Below are 18,303 nucleotides of genomic sequence, written 5' to 3' on the forward strand. Positions count from 1 at the left end.
CTTGAGCTCAGTCGCGGACGAGCTGCAGACGTCGCGCCTGGTCCGAGGAGAACTTACGCTCCGGGTCGACCTGGTCACGGACCGTCCGCCAGGCCGGCAGCTCCGGGTACATGCGCGCGAAGCGGTCGGCCGTGGTGCGGGAGTCCTTCGCCAGGTAGAGACGGCCACCGGCATCGAGGACCATCTCGTCGAGCAGGTCGCACAGCTGGTCCAGGCCCTTGCGGACGGGCAGGTCCACGGCGAGGGTCCAGCCCCGCGTCGGGAAGGACAGCGGGGCGTCGTTGGCGTCCCCGAAGCGCTTGAGGACGTTCAGCGCCGAGATGTGACCGGACTCGACGATGGCCTCCATGCTGGCCTTCAGGACGTCGGTCCGGTCCAGGGGCACGACGAACTGGTACTGCAGGAACCCGTTCGGGCCGTAGGCCCGGTTCCAGTCCGCGAACAGGTCGAGCAGGTGGTAGAACTGCGTGATGTTCTGCACCACACCGGACTTGGTCTTCGACTTCCGGTAGTAGAACTCGTTCAGTGCCTTCGCCGACAGCCGGTTGAGCATCCCCGAGGGGAAGAGGTCGGGGAAGCTCGCGAGCTGCGGGGCGTCGAACTTCAGCGGGTCCTTGCGCAGTTCCGGAGGCAGGTCGGACAGCTTCGCCGAGGAGCCGCGCAACAGGAACCCGCGACCCATGTGCGGGCCCGTGGTGACGGAGTCGAACCACGTCTTGGAGTACGTGTAGTTCTCGTCGTTCTTCTGCAGCCGCTCGAGCATGTCGTCGAAGTCGGGGGTCTGCTCGACGTCGGCGATGAAGTACGACGTCTCGACGCGGTCCAGACGGATCTTCGCGCGCAGCACGATGCCGGTCAGACCCATGCCGCCGGTGGTGGCCAGGAACAGGTCGCGGTCCGGGCCGTCGGGGGTGAGGGTGCGCACCTGCCCGTCCGCCGTCAGCAGGTCCAGCGACAGCACGTGGCGGGTAAAGGTGCCCTGGGTGTGGTGGTTGCCGCCGTGGATGTCGGCGCCGATCGCGCCGCCGACGGTCACCTGGCGAGTCCCCGGCAGGACCGGCACCCACAGGCCGTGCGGCACGACGGCGCGCAGCAGCTTGTCCAGGGAGCAGCCGGCGTCGACGTCGGCGGTCGCGGCGTCCACGTCGATGTCGTGGATGCGGTCCAACGCGGTCATGTCGACGACGAGACCCCCCGCGTTCTGCGCCGGGTCGCCGTAGGAGCGGCCGAGGCCCCGGGCGATGACGCCGCGGGGACCGGCGGTGCGCACGGCTTCCGCGATGACGTCGAGGTCCTGGGTGTGCAGGACGGTGGCCGTCGTCGGCGCGGTGCGCCCCCATCCCGTGAGGCGCTGCGTCGTGCGCAGAGCTCCGTCGACGTCGGGGACGGGACCACTCTTGCGACCGGGGAAGCTCACCACGGACGCGAGCCTAACCGTCGGGCCGCGGATCCCACGGACGGCGGCTGCACCCGGACCCCGAACCGCTGGTCCCCGACCGGCCCCGCGCTCCACCTGCTGCCGTCGTTCGTGACCATCGTCCTGAGGGCGTTCACGGCCCGTCGCACCTCCCGCGCCCGTCGCGGACCCTCGACGTCGGAGGGGCGCGGCGCCGGGTCGGTGGCAGACTCGGCGCCGTGAGCCAACGCACCCGCACCGAGGTCGCCCGACTGGTCGACCACACCCTGCTGAAGCCCGAGGCGACCGCCGCCGACGTCGCGGCGCTGTGCGAGGAGGCTCGGTCGCTGGGCGTCCTCGCCGTCTGCGTCTCGCCGAACATGCTTCCCGTCCGGGGCGACGGTCTCGTCGTCGCCACGGTGTGCGGTTTCCCGTCCGGCAAGCACACCAGCGCGGTGAAGGCGGCGGAGGCCACCCTCGCCGCGCGGGCCGGGGCGGACGAGGTCGACATGGTCATCGACGTCGGCGCGGCCCTGGCCGGTGACTACGACGCCGTCCGCGACGACATCGCGACCGTCCGGGCGGCGATCCCCTCCCCGACGGTCCTCAAGGTCATCGTCGAGTCCGCCGCGCTGCCCGACGAGGCGCTGGTCGCGGTGTGCCGGGCGGCCGAGGCCGCCGGCGCCGACTTCGTGAAGACGTCCACCGGTTTCCACTCCAGCGGCGGCGCGAGCGTGCACGCCGTCGAGGTCATGCACGCGACCGTGGGCGGTCGGCTCGGCATCAAGGCCAGCGGCGGGATCCGTTCGACGGAGGCCGCGCTCGCGCTGCTCGACGCCGGCGCGACCCGCCTGGGCCTGTCGGGAACGGCCGCGGTGCTGGCCGGGTTGGCGGAGTGAGAGCCGTGGAGGGGAACGAGATGGGCGACACCCGGGCCATCGAGTGCTGGCTGACCGACATGGACGGCGTGCTGGTCCACGAGGACCACGCACTGCCCGGTGCGGCGGAGTTCCTGCAGCGGCTGGCGGACTCGAGCCGCCGGTTCCTGGTGCTCACGAACAACTCGATCTTCACTCCACGCGACCTCTCGGCCCGCCTCTCCCGCAGCGGGATCGAGGTCCCCGAGGAGAACATCTGGACCTCGGCGCTCGCGACGGCGGACTTCCTGGCCCGGCAGATGCCCGGCGGTTCGGCCTACGTCATCGGCGAGTCCGGGCTGACGACGGCGCTCTACGAGGCCGGGTACACGATGACCGACACCGACCCCGACTACGTCGTCCTCGGCGAGACGCGGACGTACTCGTTCGAGGCCATCACGAAGGCGATCCGCCTCGTCGAGGCCGGGGCGCGGTTCATCGCCACGAACCCCGACGCCACCGGCCCTTCGAAGGAGGGGTCGTTGCCGGCGACGGGGTCCGTGGCGGCGCTCATCACCCGCGCGACCGGGGCGGAGCCCTACTTCGTGGGGAAACCCAATCCCATGATGTTCCGCTCGGCGATGAACCGGATCGAGGCGCACTCCGAGACGACGGCGATGATCGGCGACCGGATGGACACCGACGTCGTCGCCGGCATCGAGGCCGGCCTGCGCACGTTCCTCGTCCTCACCGGGTCGACGAAGCGTGAACAGGTCCGCCGGTTCCCGTTCCAGCCCCACCAGATCGTGGACGGCATCGGGGACCTGATCGACCTGATCTGAGGTCGGGGCTGCGGGTCAGACCTCGGCGCCGAGGACGTGCGCCATCACGCGGTGGCCCCGGGCCTCGTCGTGCCGGCTCTGCCGCTCGAGGGTACGCGACAGCAGCAGGTGCGCGAACGCGTCGGACGGCGTGCGGCGCACCAGGTCCCGTGCCTGCTCCTCCGCCTTGGACAGCATGGCGGCACCGAAGTAGGTGCGGGCCAGGAGTTCGCGCAGGGAGCGGTCGTCGGGGTTCTTCTCGACCAGGGGTTCGAGCAGCCGCGCGCCCTCGGTGAAGCGGCGGTCGTCGAACGCCTCGCGGGCGAGTTCGAAGCTCAGGAGGTCGATGTTCACGACGTCGTCAACTCACGCCGGGCCGACCTGATTCCGTGCGCTGCGCCGGCTCAGGCCCAGCCCAGCTCGTGCAGCCGGGCGTCGTCGAGGCCGAAGTGGTGGGCGATCTCGTGGACGACGGTGATCCGCACCTCGGCGACGACCTCCGCGCGGTCGGCGCAGACCGCGAGGGTCGGTCGGCGGAAGATCGTGATCCGGTCGGGCAGGGCGCCGGCGGCCCACCAGGAGTCCCGTTCCGTCAGCGGGGTCCCCTCGTAGAGCCCGAGCAGGTCGGGCGGGAACTCCGGGCCGGGCTCGTCCTCGACGAGGACGACGACGTTGTCCATCGCGCGCGCCAGTTCCCCGGGGATCGAGTCCAGCGCGTCCCCGACGGCGACCTCGAACTCCTCGAGGCTCAGTTCCACCACGGCGCGGTCAGCGGGCGACCACGACGCGACGCCGGTCGAACTCGCGCACCGGGGGACGACCCCAGCGCAACCGCTCGACGAGGACGGCGTCGACCCCGACGGCCGCCCCGCTGACCAGCGCCGACTCCGCGTGGACCCGGACCAGGACGAGGTCGCGGGCGAACCCGGCGTCGTCGGCGCGGACCGTCTCGACGTGCACGACGCCGGACCCGGCGTCGCCGTCCGTCCGCACCGCCGAACGGCGGTGGGCGATGACGGTCACCCGGAAGCGATTCACGGCTCGATCCTGTCTGCGGGTGCGCCAGCTGTCGAGCACGAGGTCTCAGCTCCGTCTCAGGTCGTCGGTCGTCGATCCCCCCGACCCCTCCACGAGGTGGGTGACCCGTCGGTTCAGCAGCAGCGCGCCCCGGGTCGCGTGGCCTTCGCGTCCGCCCGGCGGCGTTCGAACACCCCGCGACTCACCGGCGGGTGACCGTGGGCCGCGCAGGACCGGAGGTAGGCCTCCCAGCGGTCGGTCCCGTCGACCTGGCGACGCCACCACCCCAGCGCCCCGAGCAGCGCTCTCACCGCTCCAGCTCCGCCCGGGCGAGCGCCAGCTCGCGCTGCTCCTGCGCGGTCACGACGAGCCCGGCCGGTTCGACGAGCTTCGAGGGCACCGCGGGTTCCTCCGTCGTCGGCAGTCCGCCGGCACGCAGCGCCCGGACCACGACGACGGCCGCGTTGAGCGCGATGACGACGACCAGGACGGCGAACAACGACTGCAGGACCCCGTTGACGGTCGAGTTCGTCACGACCTGCTGCATCTGCGCCGCGTCCTTCGCCGGGGCCAGGACGTCCCCGGCGGCGAGGGCGTCGGAGTACCTCGCACGCTGGGCGAAGAACCCGATCGTCGGGTCGTCGGAGAACACCTTCTGCCAGCTCGCCGTCATCGTCGTGACGAGGTCCCAGACCAGCGGGACCGCCGTCACCCAGGCGTAGCGGGCCCGGCCGTGCTTGACCAGCAGCGTCGTCACCAGCGTCAGCGCGATCGCCGCCAGCAACTGGTTCGCGATCCCGAACAACGGGAACAACTGGTTGATGCCGCCCAGCGGGTCGGTCACACCGGTGTAGAGGAAGTAGCCCCAGGCCGCGACGACGACGGCGCTGGCGATGAGGTTCCCCGGCCGCCAGGACAGGTCACCCATCTTCTTCCAGACGTTCCCGAGGGTCTCCTGCAGCATGAACCGCCCGACCCGGGTCCCGGCGTCGACGGCGGTCAGGATGAACAGCGCCTCGAACATGATGGCGAAGTGGTACCAGAACGCCTGCAACCCACCGCCGAACGCCTGGTGGAACACCTGGGAGATCCCGAGCGCCAGCGCCGGGGCGCCACCCGTGCGGGAGACGACGCTGTCCTCGCCCACGGCCCGCGCGGCGGCGTCGAGCGCGTCCGGGGTCGCCGTGAACCCCAGACCGCTGACGAACTGCGCCGCGGTCCCCACGGTGCCGCCGGTGACCCCGGCCGGGGAGTTCACGGCGTAGTAGAGACCCTGGTCGATGACGGAGGCGGCGATGAGGGCGCTGATCGCGACGAAGCTCTCCACGAGCATCCCGCCGTAGCCGATGAAGCGCACCTGTCGTTCCTTGGCGACCATCTTCGGCGTGGTCCCCGACGCGATGAGGGCGTGGAAACCCGACAGCGCCCCGCAGGCGATGGTGATGAACACGAACGGGAACAGCGAGCCGGCGAACACGGGGCCGTCGCCCTCGCGGGCGAACGACGTCACGGCGTCGTTGGCCAGAACCGGCCGCGCCACCAGCAGGCTCACCGCGAGCAGCAGGATGACGCCGATCTTCATGAACGTCGAGAGGTAGTCGCGGGGGGTCAGCAACAGCCAGACCGGCAGCACCGAGGCGACGAACCCGTACGCCACGAGGGCGACGACGAGGGTCTCCGGCGTGAGGGTGAGGGTGTCGGCCAGACCCCAGGTCTCGACGTAGCCACCGCCGACGATGGCCGCGAGCAGCAGCACGACGCCGATCGCGGTGGCCTCCAGCACCTTCCCGGGCCGCAGGAACCGCAGGTAGACCCCCATGAACAACGCGATGGGGATGGTCAGCGCGATGGAGAACACCCCCCACGGCGAGGCGGCGAGGGCGTTCACGACGATCAGGGCGAGGACCGCCAGGATGATGATCATGATGGCGAACACGGCGATCAGCGCCGCGATCCCGCCGACCATCCCGATCTCCTCCCGCACCATCTGCCCGAGGCTCTTCCCCCCGCGACGCATGGAGAAGAAGAGCACCGTGAGGTCCTGCACCGCCCCGGCGAACAGCACCCCGACGACGATCCAGATCGTCCCCGGCAGGTACCCCATCTGCGCCGCGAGGACGGGCCCGACGAGCGGCCCCGCACCGGCGATCGCGGCGAAGTGGTGCCCGAAGAGGACCCGCCGGTCGGTCACCTCGAAGTCGACGCCATTCTCGTACCTCTCGGCCGGGGTGGCGCGGCGGTCGTCGGCCCCCAGCACGCGGTAGGTGATGAACCGCGAGTAGAACCGGTAGCCGATGGCGTAGGAGGAGAGCGCCGCGAACAGGATCCACAACGCGTTGACGGACTCGCCGCGGGCCAGGGCCAGGACCGTCCACGCCACGGCGCCCACGAGGGCCACGGCGCTCCACACCGCGATCGAGCGTGGTGTCGGACGACGTCGGACGAGTTCCACCGAATCGGTCTGCAACCGGCTCACGGCCGCCTCCTCGCGGGTCGCTGCGGGTGCGACGGTGCACCCCGCGAACCACGGTAGCGCGGTCACCCACAGCCGCAGCACAGCCGCGGGTCAGTCCTGGACGAGGGCTCCGTAGAGCGGTCCGCGCCGGTCGGTGAGGTAGGGGTTCTCCCGCCGCTGACGGGCGACCCGGTCGGCGTCGACCCGGGCGACCAGCAGCGCCTCACCGTGCTCGACGGAGGCGAGCACGACACCGTCGGGACCGACGACGCTGCTGCGCCCGACGTAGTCGAAGGCGCCCTCGTGACCGTCGTGGTCGACGTAGGCGACGTAGACCTGGTTCTCCCAGGCCCGGACGCGGACGAGCTGCTCCGCGACCCACTCGAAGGGGTGCATCTGGGCGGTCGGGACCACGACGAGGTGCGCGCCCGCGAGCGCCGCGGCCCGCACGGCCTCGGGGAACTCGACGTCGTAGCAGATGAGCATCGCGATCGTCAGGCCGCGGAACCGCACCGTGGAGACGAGCTGGTCGCCGGCGCTGAAGGCCGCGCGGTCGACGTCGCCGAAGAGGTGGACCTTGCGGTGGCGGCCGAGCACCTCGCCGTCGGGGCCGACGAAGACGGCGCCGTTGTAGCAGTGCCCACCCTCGACCTCGGGCATCCCGACGACCAGGGCGAGGCCGTGGCGGCGGGCGGTGTCGCGGACCCGGTCCAGCAGGCCGGGGGCCAGGGCCCGCACCCGCTCGGGGGTGTCGGGGCCGAGGTCGTAGCCGGTGAGGAACATCTCGGGGGTGACGAGCAGCTCGGCGCCGCGGGCCACGGCGTCGGTCGCGGCGATCTCGAGGGCGGCGAGGTTGGCCTCGGGATCGCCGGTCGTCCCGGCGGTCTGCAGGCAGGCGATCTCCACGGGCGCGACCCTACGGCCCGGTGGTGTCCGTGGCGGGGAAGCGCGGGGGGAGCGCGAGGGAACGGGGCAGTGGTGGGGACGTGACAGGATTCGCCGGTGCGATTGGCTGAGCAGCTCGACGGCAAGCGTTTCCTCCTGACCGGGGTGACGGGCTTCATCGGTGAGGCGCTGCTGCAGCGTCTGCTCGTCGACCTGCCCGGGACGACGGCGGTCGCCCTGGTGCGCCCGAAGCCGGGTCAGTCCGGCGAGGACCGGCTGCGCGGGGTGCTGCGCAAGGAGATCTTCCGCGCCGCGGGTGAGGTCGACGACCTGCTGAAGACGCGGGTGCAGGCGCTCGAGGGTGACCTCGCCGACGTGCCGGAGCTGCCGTCCGACATCGACGTCGTCGTGCACTGCGCGGGTGACGTCTCGTTCGACCCGCTGATCCAGGACGCCTTCACGACGAACGTGGTGGGTACCCGCGCGCTGGTCGAGCGGACGCTGGAGGCCAACGAACGGGGTCACGGCGCCGTCCACTACGTGCACGTCTCGACGGCCTTCGTCGGTGGCCGACGTCGGGGCGCCGTCCCGGAACGCGCGGTGGAGCACCGGGTCGACTGGCGCACCGAGACCGAGGCGGGGCTGCGCCTGGCGGCCCGCATCGAGGAGGACTCCCGCCTGGAGGTGCAGCTGCGGACGTTCCTGCGTGCCGCCGAACGCGACCACGGTCGCGCGGGGCCGCTGAGCGTGGCCGCCGGGGCCGAGGAACGCCGGGTGCGCTGGGTCGCGGACCAGCAGCGCGCCGCGGGCAAGGAACGGGCCCGCACGCTGGGCTGGACGGACTGCTACACCTTCACCAAGTCGATGGGTGAGCGACTCGTCGAGGAGATCGCCGCCCCCGTCATCCCGACGACGATCCTGCGCCCCAGCGTTGTGGAGTCCGCCGTCCAGCACCCGCACCCGGGCTGGATCGAGGGCTTCAAGATGGCCGAGCCGCTGATCCTGGCCTACGGCCGCGGTGAGCTGACGGAGTTCCCGGCGGCACCGGACGCGGTCCTCGACGTGGTGCCCATCGACCACGTCGTGAACGCCATCCTGGTCGCGTCGGCGACCCCGCCGCCGTTGTCGCAGCCGGCGTACTACCACGTGTCCTCGGGCAACCGGAACCCGTTGACGTTCCGCCAGATCTACGAGTTCATCCGCGAGTACTTCACGGAGCACCCCTTCGACTCCTCCCCCGCGGTCATGCCCACGTGGGACTTCCCGGGAGGCCGGGCCGTGGAGCGCAAGGTCCGGGCCGGGGAGCTGCTCACCGGCGCGGGGAACCGGCTGCTGGCGTTCGCGCCGCGCTCGGAACGGGTCCGCGAGGCCTCCCGCAAGCTCGACAGCCTCAGCCGGCAGCTCGACAGCGGTCGTCGCTACATGGACCTGTACAAGGCCTACACCGAGGCCGAGCTCCGGTTCGTCGACGACAAGACGCTGGCGCTGCACGAGTCGCTGGACCCCGCGGACGCGGAGCTCTTCGGCTTCGACACCTCGACGGTGGACTGGCGCCACTACTGGCTCGACAGCCACTGCCCCAGCGTCACGACGCAGATGCGCAAGTACGAGGAGATCCGCCGTCGGCGCACGCTGACCGAGTCCACCGGCCCGCGGGCGCTGAAGCCCGTCGCGGAGGGTTCGGCTCCCGTCCTCGCGGTCTTCGACCTCGCCGGGACGCTGATCCCGGGGACCGTCGTCGACTCGTACCTGACGCTGCGCCTCTCGGCGCTGGACGCCCCGGCGCGGGTCGCGGAGTTCGGCCGGATCATGCGCCACCTGCCGGGGTGGATCGCCGCCGAACGGCGTGACCGCGGCAGCTTCCTGCGTTCCCTCTTCCGCGGGTACGCGGGCGTCGACCTGGACCTGCTGGAGGCCTACGTCGACGACGTGCACGCGCCGCGCTTCCTGGAGCAGGTCTCCTCGGACGCGTTGCGGCGCATCCAGGGTCACCGCGACGCCGGGCACCGGACGATCCTCATGACGGGGGACGTGCGCCAGGTGACGCGGCCGTTGTCGGCCCTCTTCGACGAGGTCGTCTGCACCGACCTGGACGAGGAGCTCGACCTCGGCGGGCGCCGTCGGGCCAGCGGCTTCCTGAAGTCCCCACCCCTGGTCGGAGAGGCGCGGGCCGCCTGGCTGCGCCGCTACGCCGAGGTCGAGGGGGCCGACCTGTCCGCCAGCTACGCCTACGCCGACTCCCACGTCGACGTGCCGCTGCTGAAGTCGGTGGGCAACCCGACGGCCGTCTCGCCCGACGTCCCGCTGTTCCGGGTGGCCCGCGCCTCGCGCTGGCCGGTGGCGGACTGGGCGGCGAGCTCGCCCGCGCGGCGGCTGCGGGTGCCGCAGCAGGTGCTCGCGGGCACCGACTGAGCCGTGCCGGAAGGCTCCCCGGGGGGTCGACGTGGCAGGATGCGAACCGTGCACTCCACACCGTCGAGCAGTCGATGCGGACCGCCGGTGTCGAGGACCGAAGGATGGCGAGGCTGATGGGGATCCCCCGACCGACGCGGATCGTGCGTGCGCTGCCGTTGCTGCGCAAGCACTCCGGGTCTGCTCCCGAGGACAAGGCCGGTCGGGCGGTCCACCGCAACGACTGGGTGCGCTCGGCCCCGGCCACGGCGGTGCGCTCCGGGCTGCAGCGGGTCCTGATGACCCCCGTCCTGCGCTCGCAGGTGACGGTCCACGTGCACAACGCCGAGGTGCTGGACCGCCTCGGTGGCGCGGCCGTGCTGGTCGCCAACCACTCCTCGCACCTGGACGCCCCGGTGCTGCTGGAGGCCCTCGGGCCGCGCCGTCGCCGCCGGATCGCGATCGCCGCGGCCGCGGACTACTTCTTCGACGTGTGGTGGCGTGCGGCCCCGTCGGGTCTGGTCATCGGCACCTTCCCCCTCGAACGCCGCGGGACGGCGGGGGCGAGCGCGTCCTCGCAGCTGCTCGCCGACGGCTGGAGCCTGGTGATGTTCCCCGAGGGTGGGCGCAGCTACACCGGTGAGATGCGCCCGTTCAAGAAGGGCGCGGCGTACCTGGCCCTGGAGGCCGGGGTGCCGGTCGTCCCGATCGCCCTGCGCGGGACCTACGACGCGATGCCGCCGAAGCGGAACTGGCCGGTGAAGGGGCGTCCGCCGATCCACGTGACCTTCGGCGAGCCGCTGCACGGACGCGAGGGTGAACGGGCCGGGGACTTCACCCCCCGGATCGAGGAAGCCGTCGCGAAACTGCTCGCGAACAGCTGATCCGAGCGCTCCGAGGCGTGATCTGCGCCACACGCGGACGTCGCCCACCAGCCTGATCAGGGGTTTCGTGCACGTTCACGTGACGGTGCGGACACGGCACGGTGTACGCCGGGCCTCGCGCTTGTTACGGTCGGCCCGTCCCTGAGCCCGTTCGGGGACACGTCGCGGAGACGCCGAGTCCTGCCCACCGCGCCGGATGCAGAACCCGTGGGCAGGAGCGGGGGACCCAAGGTTCCTCGGACCACCGCAGTCCGCTGCGGAGTCCTCGGGGTGAAGCCGCGTCCGCGCGGCCGGGTCACACCTTCGACCCGAACCCGACAGCTGACCTCGCAGGCGTTGGAGGCCAACCATGTCTGCGATCCGTCGCGCCCCGTCCCGTCTCGTCCGCCGTGGCCTGCTGGCCACCTTCGCTGCCGGCGCTGCCGGTGCCGCTCTGCTGGGCCCCGTCTCCAGCGCCTCGGCCGCTCCCGTGCAGGAGTGGGACGCGCTCGCCCACTGCGAGTCCAGCGGCAACTGGCACATCAACACCGGCAACGGCTACTACGGCGGGCTGCAGTTCAACCCGCGCACCTGGACCAGCTTCGGCGGTGGGCAGTACGCGGGCCGTGCCGACCAGGCCTCCCGCGAGCAGCAGATCGTCGTCGCCGAGCGCGTGCTCGCGGCCCAGGGCTGGAACGCCTGGCCGTCCTGCTCGCGCCGTCTCGGCCTGCACGGCTCGGCGGACCCCGTCGGCCAGGAGGCCGCGCTGCTCCACCCGGCGCCCGCTCCCGCCCCTGCGCCCGCTCCCGCGCCTGCTCCGGCTCCCGCGCCTGCTCCGGCCCCCGCTCCGGTCGCCGTCGTCGAGGCCGCTCCGGCGCCCGCCGCCCGCACCTACACCGTCGCCCCCGGCGACACCCTCTACCGGATCGCCGTGAACAACGGCGTCGCCGGCGGGTACGTCGCGGTGTGGAACGCCAACCGCGGTCTCATCGGTGACAACCCGGCGCACATCGCCGTCGGCCAGGTCCTCGTCCTCCCCTGATCCCCCTCCCGCCCGTGATCGTGCAGGGATCCCCTGCACGATCACGGGCGGTGGTCCGACCGGGGTCAGGGACGCTGGTCGAAGACGTGCCGGCGCACCCAGGCGTGCATCGCGACGGCCGCCGCCGCCCCCACGTTGATCGAGCGGGTCGAGCCGAACTGCGCGATGGCCAGCACGTCGACGCAGTGCGCGACCGCCTCGTCGGTCAGTCCCGGACCTTCCTGCCCGAAGAGCATCACGCACTCGCGCGGGAGGTCGTAGGTCTCCAGCGGTACCGATCCCTCGACGTTGTCGATGCCGACGATCGGGAGTCCCCGTTCAGCGGCCCAGGCGACGAGGGCCTCCACGTCGGTGTGGTGGTGGACGGACAGGTAGCGGTCGGTGACCATCGCGCCGCGACGGTTCCACCGCCGGTGGCCCACGACGTGCGCACCGGCCGCGTTCACGGCGTTCGCGGTCCGCACGACCGAACCGATGTTCGCGTCGTGCTGCCAGTTCTCGACCGCCACGTGCAGCGGGTTCCGGCGGGTGTCGAGGTCGGCGACGATCGCGGCGTTGGACCAGTACCGGTACTCGTCACCCACGTTGCGCCGGTCACCCTCGAGCAGCAGCTCGGGATCGAAGCGCGGGTCGTCGGGCCAGGTCCCCTCCCAGGGCCCCACGCCGACGACCCGCTGCTCCTGGACCTCGTCACTCACCGGTCCATCATCGCAAGGCTCAGACGGCCTTCTTCCACGCGGACCGGAACCCCAGCGACCGACCGGTCTGCAACAGGCTGTTCTCGTAGAGACGGCGCGCGACGGTGACGAAGAGCACGGCGGTGGCCGCGATGATCAGCAGCGAGAGCAACGGTTCCCACAGGGCGACGTCCCCCTGGACCACGCGCTTGGGCATGACCATCGGCGAGGACAACGGGATGTAGCTCAACGCGGTCTGCAGCGGACCGGGTTCGTTGGCGAGGAAGCTGGCGAAGAACGGCAGCATGACGAACATCTGCACCGGGGTCGCCGTCGACTGCAGGTCCTCGAGCCGGCTCGCCATCGCGCCCGCCGCAGCCCACAGGCAGGAGAGCATCGCGAAGCCGAGGAGGAAGAAGACCAGGAACCACGCGGCGGCGCTGGGGATGCCCGGGATGCTGTCCAGCAGTTCCGGCTGGGCGATGCGCAGGGCCGCCACCCCGGCGACGACGAGCAGCAGGATCTGGCCGAAGGCCAGGATCCCGTTGCCGAGGATCTTGCCGATGAGCAACTGCCGCACCGGGACGGTCGTCACGAGCAGTTCGATGACGCGGGTCTGCTTCTCCTGCACCACGCTCTGCGCGATCGAGTAGCCGAAGAGGACGACGATCTGGAAGAACAGCAGTGCGAACGCGAGGCCGAGGAAGTAGACGAGCAACGGGTCCACCGCGTCGGGGTCGAGCAGTCGCGTCGACGGCGGCGGCAACGACAGGACACGCTGGACCTCGGTCTGGTCCACCCCCAGCGCCTGGAAACCCAGCACGGTCTGCGCGGAACCGATCCGGGTGCGCAGGACGCCGGCCAGGGTGTCCGAGACGCTGCGGTCACCCAGGATGACGGCGCTGGTGTCCCCGACGACCACGGCGGCGTCGACGTCCCCGGCGCGGACAGCGGCCTCGGCGGCCGCGTCGTCGGCGACCTCCTCCAGCTCGATCCGGGTGTCCGGGTCCTCACCGGGCCGGGCGACCACCAACGGCTGCGCCTGCACGGTGACCGCGACGTCGTAGTCGTCGCCACCTCCGGAGATCACCCCGGGCAGGACGGAAGCCGCGGCGACGAGGACGAAGAGCAGGACGGTCGAGAAGATGAAACCCTTGTCCCGCAACTTCTCGGTCATCTCGCGCTGGGCGATGATCCACCACTGGGCGTTCACCGGGACACCTCCTGGAACAGGTCGGACAACGAAGGCAGCAGCGGGGCGAAGGAGCGGACCGGGCCCCGGCGGAGGGCCTCGGCGAGAACCCGCTGGTCGAGGTCGGGATCACCGTGGAGTTCGAGGACGGTCCCGTCGGCACGCCGTTCCAGCACCCGGACGCCGGGGACGTCGTCCAGCCAGCCGAGGTCGGCGTCGGCGACGAGCCGGAAGCGGGATCCGGCCCGTTCCCGGCGCAGCTTCTCCGGTTCTCCCGCGGCGACGACCCGACCGGCGTGCAGGATGACGAGTTCGTCGCAGAGCCGGTCGACGAGGTCGAGCTGGTGGCTGGAGAAGAGGACACCCACCCCCGCCGCGACCTTCTCCCGCAGCAGGTCCGCCATCGCGTCGACGGCGATCGGGTCGAGACCGGAGAACGGTTCGTCGAGGACCAGCAGTTCGGGGTCGTGCACCAGGGAGGCCGCGACCTGGACCCGCTGCTGGTTCCCCAGCGAGAGCGACTCCAGCTTGTCGCCGGACCGGTCACCCAGCCCGAGGCGTTCCAGCAGGTCCTGGCCCCGCTTCGCGGCGACCGCGCGGTCCACCCCGTGCAGCCGGGCCAGGAACACCAGCTGTTCCAGCAACCTGCCCTTGGGGTAGAGACCGCGTTCCTCCGGCATGTAGCCGAACCGGCGGCGGACGGCGAGGTCGGGGACCTTCCCGCGGAACGTCACCGTCCCGGAGTCCGCGGCCAGCACGCCGAGGGCGATCCGCATCGTGGTGGTCTTCCCGGCACCGTTCGCCCCGACGAAACCCACCATGCGTCCGTCCGGAACGCTGATGCTGACGCCGTCGAGAGCGAGACGGTCCCCGAAGGTCCTGGTGATCTTGTCGAGGACGAGCATCCCCCGAACCTAGGGGAACCCTGAGAGACCCCGCGTCCGACGATCGTCGCAGTGCGAGCTCCCCCGGGTCGGCGGAACGGGCGAGCCGTCGTCAGGCGCTGGCGAGGATCCGGACCGCCGTCGCCTTGACCACCAGGTGCACCGGGCCGCCCGGCACGAGGTCGAGCTCCGCCGCCGCCGCGACGGTGATGTCGGCCAGGACGTCGTGCCCGGCCGGCGCGTCCGGTCGGGCCCGCACGCGGACGACCTCCCCGCGGGGAGCGACGTCGAGCACCGTCGCGGACCACCGGTTGCGCGGACTCCCGCCGGGGTCGCTCGCGTGCACCGACACCACGGAGGGGCTGAAGAGGGCGACGCCGCGCTCCCCCACCGCACCCGTGACCAGCCCGTGCACCACGGTGCCGTCCGCGGTGGCCAGGCCGTCCGCGGTGATGGTCCCCGGGATCAGCACCAGACCCGCCAACCGGGCCCCGAACGCGCTCTTCGGCGAGGACAGGACCTGCTGCGCCGGACCGCGTTCGGCGACCCGGCCGGCCTCGAGCACGACGACCTGGTCGGCGAGGGCCAGCGCGTCGAGCGGGTCGTGGGTCACCAGGACCGCGCAGCGCCCGGTACCGCGCAGGACCCGGCGCAGGACCTGCCGGACCTCGGGGGCGGCGGTGACGTCGAGCGCGGCCATCGGTTCGTCCAGCAGCAACAGCTTCGGCTCGGCGGCGAGCGCCCGGGCGATCGCGACCCGCTGGGCCTGGCCGCCGGACAGTTCGTGGGGGCGACGGCCCGCGAAGGGGGTCATCCCGACGTCCCCGAGCAGCTGCCGGGCCCGTTCTCGGGCGTGGGTGCGGGAGGCACCGGCACTGCGCGGGCCGAACGCCACGTTCGCCTCGACGTCGAGGTGCGGGAAGAGCATCGCGTCCTGGGCGAGCAGGCCGACCCCGCGGCGGTGCGGGGGGACGAAGGTCCCGCGGTCGTCGACCAGCACCTCGCCGTCGAGGACGACCCGCCCCGCGGTCGGTCGCAGCAACCCCGCGAGCAGTCCCAGCAGCGTCGACTTCCCGGCGCCGTTCGGCCCCAGGACGGCGAGGACCTCCCCGGGGGCGACCGACAGTTCCAGGTCGACGTCTCGCGGGGCGAACCGGACGGCGACCTCCAGACCGGCCATCAGAACACCCCCCGCCCCGGCCGTCCGCGGACCGCCACGACGACGACCACCGCGACGACGACGAGCAGCAGCGACAACGCGGCCGCGGCGTCGGGGTCGGTCTCGCGGACGAGGTAGATCTCCAGCGGCAGTGTCCGGGTCACGCCCTGGAGGCTGCCGGCGAACGTCAGGGTCGCGCCGAACTCCCCCAGGGCGCGCGCGAAGGCCAGCACCGCACCGGACACCAGCCCCGGCACCACCAGCGGCAACGTCACCCGGAACAGCACCCGACCGGGTCTCGCGCCCAGCGTCGCGGCGACGGCCTCGTAGCGCCGGCCCGCCGTGCGCAGGGTTCCCTCGAGGCTCAGGACCAGGAACGGCAGCGACACGAACGTCTGGGCGATGACCACGGCCACGGTGGTGAAGGCGACGGTGACGCCGAAACCCTCCAGCGTGGACCCGAACAGGCCCCTGCGGCCGAAGGTGTAGACCAGCGCGAGCCCGCCGACGACGGGCGGCAGCACGAGGGGCAGCAGGACGATGGAGCGCAGCACCCGCATCCCGGGGAAGTCGCTGCGGGCCAGCACCAACGCCATCGGGACCCCGAGGACGAGGCAGGCGAGGGTGCTGGCCGAGGCCGTCTTCAGGCTGAGCAGCAGCGCGGCGCGGGAGGAGTCGGAGGTGACGAGCGGGACGAAGTCCGCCCACGGCACCCGCGACAGGATCCCGGCGAGGGGAGCGAGGAACAGCAGCAGCCCCACCGCCGCCGGGACGAACACCCACCGCGGCAGCGCGCTCCCCTCCACCGCACTGCCGCGCCGGGTCACTTCGCCGGCGCGCCGAACCCGGCGTCCCGCAGGACCTCCTCGCCCGCGGTACCGGTGACGAACGTGACGAACTCCGACGCGAGGTCGGCGTCCTGCGCATCCTGCAGGGCGGCGATCGGGTAGGTGTTCACGGCGCCGGCGGACTCGGGGAACTCGACCCCGGTGACCTTCTCGCCCGCGGAGGTGACGTCGGTGACGTAGACGAGGCCGGCGTCCGCCTCGCCCGAGGTGACCTTGCCGAGCACGTCGGTCACCGAGGACTCCTCGCTCACCGGGCTGAGCGTGACCCCGGAGGACGTCTCGACGGTCTGCGTCGCGGAACCGCAGGGAACCTGCGCGGCGCAGACGACGACCTTCACCCCCGGTTTCGCCAGGTCCGCGAACGTCTTGATCCCGGCGGGGTTACCTGCGGGAGTGGCGATCTCGAGGACGTTGGTGGCGAAGTCGACCGGGGCGGCCGCGGTCAGCGACTGGTCGGTGACCTTCGTCATGTTCTTCTCGTCGGCCGAGGCGAACACGTCCGCCGGGGCACCCTCGGTGATCTGGGTGACGAGGTCGGAGGAACCGGCGAAGCTGAACCTGACGGTGACGCCGGGGTTCGCGGCCTCGAACTCCCGGCCGATCTCGGTGAAGGACCCCTTCAGCGACGCGGCCGCGAACACGGTGAGGGTGCGGGCCGCCGCGCTGGTGGAGCTCGACGTCGCCGCCGGGGTCGCGGTGTCGTCGTCGCCGGAACCGCAGGCGGCGAGCAGACCACCGACGGCGACCAGGGCGATCACCGGACGCATCCTCACGAACGGTTCCCCTCGGGCGTCTCGACGATGACCGTCGTCGCCTTGACCACGGCCGTGGCCCGGCTCCCGGGTTCGAGGCCGAGTTCCTCGGCGGCCTCGCGGCTCATGAGCGAGACGACGCGGTGCGGTCCGCACTGCATCTCGACCTGGGCCATGACCCCGTCGGCGACGACCCGCGTCACCAGTCCGGCGAAGTGGTTGCGCGCCGAGCGCGTCACGCCCGTGGTGTCGGTCGCGGCCGAGGCGGCGTGCTGCACCGCGAACGCGGCGAGCACGGCTCCGTCCACGACGGTCCGGCCGTTCTCGTCCTTGCTGCTCGCCAGCGTGCCGGCGTCGCTCCAGCGGCGGGCGGTGTCGTCGGAGACGCCGAGCAGGTCGGCGACGTCACGGATGCGGTAGAGCGGCACGACCCGATTCTAGCCGCACTCGCGGACCGTAGTCAGAACAGGATCCGCAGGTGCGGATCAGCCCCGCGGGGCCCGCAACAGCGCCGTCATCTCCGGCAGGTCGAACACCTGCGCCACCGCGACCCCGGACTGGCGCCCGAGCTCCGGGTCGGCCCCGGCGTCCAGCAGCGCCGTGACGATGTCGGTGGCCTGCCGGAAGACCGCGGCCCCGATCGCCGTCTGGCCCTTGTCGTTGACCCGGGCGTGGTCGGCGCCGCGCTCGAGCAGGGCCCGGACCGTCCCGGTGTGCACGTGGTAGGCCGCGAGGACCAGCAACGTGTCCCCGCCGGAGTTCGTGAGGTTGACCGGGACCCCGGCGTCGACCCGCGCGGTCAGCTCCGCCGTCGCACCCGCCCGGGCCAGGTCGAAGGTCTCGTGCAGGAAAACCAGTTCGTCCTCGGTCAGGGCGGTGCGGGGTCCCTCGCTCACCGCCGGATCGTACCGGGGTCTGGCGCCCGCACGGGTCGCGGCCGTACGGTTGCTGAACCGGTTCGGTTCCTCGGACCGGGGACGTGGGCGTCCAGGGACGGTCGCCCCGCGAGCAGCACGCGAGAGGACGAGAACCCCACTCATGGCCGACAAGACACTCGACACGTC

At 72.1% G+C, this 18,303-nt stretch carries 20 protein-coding genes and 1 riboswitch; of the genes, 5 read left to right on the forward strand and 15 right to left on the reverse strand.

Going from position 1 to position 18,303, the window contains the following annotated elements; translation table 11 throughout:
- Positions 1-7 precede the first annotated feature (7 nt).
- Positions 8-1,417, reverse strand: coding sequence for an FAD-binding protein (locus tag ACFQ46_RS23860; protein WP_380162359.1), 1,410 nt, complete (start codon positions 1,415-1,417; stop codon positions 8-10).
- A gap of 218 nt (positions 1,418-1,635) precedes the next feature.
- On the opposite strand from ACFQ46_RS23860, the gene deoC reads away from it, so the two are divergent.
- Both deoC and ACFQ46_RS23870 read left to right on the forward strand, forming a co-directional pair.
- Positions 1,636-2,295, forward strand: coding sequence for a deoxyribose-phosphate aldolase (gene deoC / locus ACFQ46_RS23865; RefSeq protein WP_380262798.1), 660 nt, complete (start codon positions 1,636-1,638; stop codon positions 2,293-2,295).
- Positions 2,296-2,315: 20 nt separating this feature from the next.
- Positions 2,316-3,095, forward strand: coding sequence for an HAD-IIA family hydrolase (locus ACFQ46_RS23870; protein WP_380262889.1), 780 nt, complete (start codon positions 2,316-2,318; stop codon positions 3,093-3,095).
- A gap of 15 nt (positions 3,096-3,110) precedes the next feature.
- Here the strand turns inward: ACFQ46_RS23870 and ACFQ46_RS23875 are convergent, their stop codons facing one another.
- The 6 genes from ACFQ46_RS23875 to ACFQ46_RS23900 all read right to left on the reverse strand — a co-directional run bounded on the left by ACFQ46_RS23875 (position 3,111) and on the right by ACFQ46_RS23900 (position 7,452).
- Positions 3,111-3,428, reverse strand: a complete 318-nt coding sequence (locus ACFQ46_RS23875; RefSeq protein WP_380262800.1) for a tetratricopeptide repeat protein — start codon at positions 3,426-3,428, stop codon at positions 3,111-3,113.
- A 50-nt stretch (positions 3,429-3,478) separates the two neighbouring features.
- Complete coding sequence (locus ACFQ46_RS23880; RefSeq protein ID WP_380262802.1) at positions 3,479-3,835, reverse strand: metallopeptidase family protein; 357 nt, start codon at positions 3,833-3,835, stop codon at positions 3,479-3,481.
- A gap of 7 nt (positions 3,836-3,842) precedes the next feature.
- Entirely contained in the window at positions 3,843-4,112 is a 270-nt protein-coding gene (locus ACFQ46_RS23885) for a hypothetical protein (protein ID WP_380262804.1), read from the reverse strand.
- A gap of 113 nt (positions 4,113-4,225) precedes the next feature.
- Entirely contained in the window at positions 4,226-4,402 is a 177-nt protein-coding gene (locus tag ACFQ46_RS23890; RefSeq protein WP_380262806.1) for a CstA-like transporter-associated (seleno)protein, read from the reverse strand.
- The gene (locus tag ACFQ46_RS23895) at positions 4,399-6,558 is read right to left on the reverse strand and encodes a carbon starvation CstA family protein (RefSeq protein WP_380262891.1); all 2,160 of its coding nucleotides are present in this window, start codon (positions 6,556-6,558) and stop codon (positions 4,399-4,401) included. Before ACFQ46_RS23895 ends, ACFQ46_RS23890 begins: the two co-directional genes overlap by 4 nt.
- 99 nt (positions 6,559-6,657) lie before the next feature.
- On the reverse strand, positions 6,658-7,452 hold the full coding sequence (locus ACFQ46_RS23900) for a carbon-nitrogen hydrolase family protein (protein WP_380262808.1): 795 nt from the start codon (positions 7,450-7,452) through the stop codon (positions 6,658-6,660).
- Positions 7,453-7,548: 96 nt separating this feature from the next.
- On the opposite strand from ACFQ46_RS23900, the gene ACFQ46_RS23905 reads away from it, so the two are divergent.
- The 3 genes from ACFQ46_RS23905 (at position 7,549) to ACFQ46_RS23915 (ending at position 11,727) form a co-directional block, all read left to right on the forward strand.
- On the forward strand, positions 7,549-9,843 hold the full coding sequence (locus tag ACFQ46_RS23905; RefSeq protein WP_380262810.1) for an SDR family oxidoreductase: 2,295 nt from the start codon (positions 7,549-7,551) through the stop codon (positions 9,841-9,843).
- 104 nt (positions 9,844-9,947) lie between these two features.
- A complete protein-coding gene (locus tag ACFQ46_RS23910; RefSeq protein WP_380160445.1) occupies positions 9,948-10,706 on the forward strand; it encodes a lysophospholipid acyltransferase family protein in 759 nt (252 codons plus the stop codon).
- Between the two features lie 180 nt (positions 10,707-10,886).
- Positions 10,887-11,057: riboswitch (cyclic di-AMP (ydaO/yuaA leader) on the forward strand.
- Positions 11,056-11,727, forward strand: a complete 672-nt coding sequence (locus tag ACFQ46_RS23915) for a transglycosylase family protein (RefSeq protein ID WP_328293243.1) — start codon at positions 11,056-11,058, stop codon at positions 11,725-11,727. (Overlaps the previous riboswitch by 2 nt.)
- 65 nt (positions 11,728-11,792) lie before the next feature.
- Here ACFQ46_RS23915 and ACFQ46_RS23920 read toward each other — a convergent pair whose 3' ends face one another.
- From ACFQ46_RS23920 to ACFQ46_RS23955, 8 genes are all read right to left on the reverse strand, one after another.
- Positions 11,793-12,425 carry a TrmH family RNA methyltransferase gene (locus tag ACFQ46_RS23920; protein ID WP_380262813.1) on the reverse strand — a complete coding sequence of 211 codons (633 nt, stop codon included), beginning with the start codon at positions 12,423-12,425 and terminating at the stop codon, positions 11,793-11,795.
- Between the two features lie 19 nt (positions 12,426-12,444).
- Positions 12,445-13,617 carry an ABC transporter permease gene (locus ACFQ46_RS23925; protein WP_380262815.1) on the reverse strand — a complete coding sequence of 391 codons (1,173 nt, stop codon included), beginning with the start codon at positions 13,615-13,617 and terminating at the stop codon, positions 12,445-12,447.
- Positions 13,614-14,501 (reverse strand): ABC transporter ATP-binding protein, encoded by an 888-nt coding sequence (locus tag ACFQ46_RS23930; protein WP_380262817.1) that lies wholly within the window; start codon positions 14,499-14,501, stop codon positions 13,614-13,616. Before ACFQ46_RS23930 ends, ACFQ46_RS23925 begins: the two co-directional genes overlap by 4 nt.
- 91 nt (positions 14,502-14,592) lie before the next feature.
- Complete coding sequence (locus tag ACFQ46_RS23935) at positions 14,593-15,660, reverse strand: sulfate/molybdate ABC transporter ATP-binding protein (protein ID WP_380262819.1); 1,068 nt, start codon at positions 15,658-15,660, stop codon at positions 14,593-14,595.
- The gene (locus ACFQ46_RS23940) at positions 15,660-16,466 is read right to left on the reverse strand and encodes an ABC transporter permease (protein WP_380262821.1); all 807 of its coding nucleotides are present in this window, start codon (positions 16,464-16,466) and stop codon (positions 15,660-15,662) included. The genes ACFQ46_RS23935 and ACFQ46_RS23940 overlap by 1 nt, the downstream gene beginning before the upstream one ends.
- Positions 16,463-17,254 carry a molybdate ABC transporter substrate-binding protein gene (modA, locus tag ACFQ46_RS23945; protein ID WP_380262893.1) on the reverse strand — a complete coding sequence of 264 codons (792 nt, stop codon included), beginning with the start codon at positions 17,252-17,254 and terminating at the stop codon, positions 16,463-16,465. The genes ACFQ46_RS23940 and modA overlap by 4 nt, the downstream gene beginning before the upstream one ends.
- A gap of 2 nt (positions 17,255-17,256) precedes the next feature.
- Positions 17,257-17,667, reverse strand: a complete 411-nt coding sequence (locus ACFQ46_RS23950; RefSeq protein ID WP_380262823.1) for a molybdopterin-binding protein — start codon at positions 17,665-17,667, stop codon at positions 17,257-17,259.
- Positions 17,668-17,724: 57 nt separating this feature from the next.
- A complete protein-coding gene (locus ACFQ46_RS23955) occupies positions 17,725-18,135 on the reverse strand; it encodes an ankyrin repeat domain-containing protein (protein ID WP_380262825.1) in 411 nt (136 codons plus the stop codon).
- Positions 18,136-18,303 lie beyond the last annotated feature (168 nt).

The sequence above is a fragment of the Kineococcus sp. GCM10028916 genome, from assembly GCF_042674865.1.
Lineage (GTDB): Bacteria > Actinomycetota > Actinomycetes > Actinomycetales > Kineococcaceae > Kineococcus.

What these genes read in the sequence shown, in the direction of transcription:
- ACFQ46_RS23935 (WP_380262819.1), bottom strand. Translation starts at nt 15,660, where the DNA reads ATGGCCGGTCTGGAGGTCGCCGTCCGGTTCGCCCCGCGAGACGTCGAC.
- ACFQ46_RS23930 (WP_380262817.1), bottom strand. Translation starts at nt 14,501, where the DNA reads ATGCTCGTCCTCGACAAGATCACCAGGACCTTCGGGGACCGTCTCGCT.
- ACFQ46_RS23870 (WP_380262889.1), top strand. Translation starts at nt 2,316, where the DNA reads ATGGGCGACACCCGGGCCATCGAGTGCTGGCTGACCGACATGGACGGC.
- ACFQ46_RS23910 (WP_380160445.1), top strand. Translation starts at nt 9,948, where the DNA reads ATGGCGAGGCTGATGGGGATCCCCCGACCGACGCGGATCGTGCGTGCG.
- modA (WP_380262893.1), bottom strand. Translation starts at nt 17,254, where the DNA reads ATGCGTCCGGTGATCGCCCTGGTCGCCGTCGGTGGTCTGCTCGCCGCC.
- ACFQ46_RS23915 (WP_328293243.1), top strand. Translation starts at nt 11,056, where the DNA reads ATGTCTGCGATCCGTCGCGCCCCGTCCCGTCTCGTCCGCCGTGGCCTG.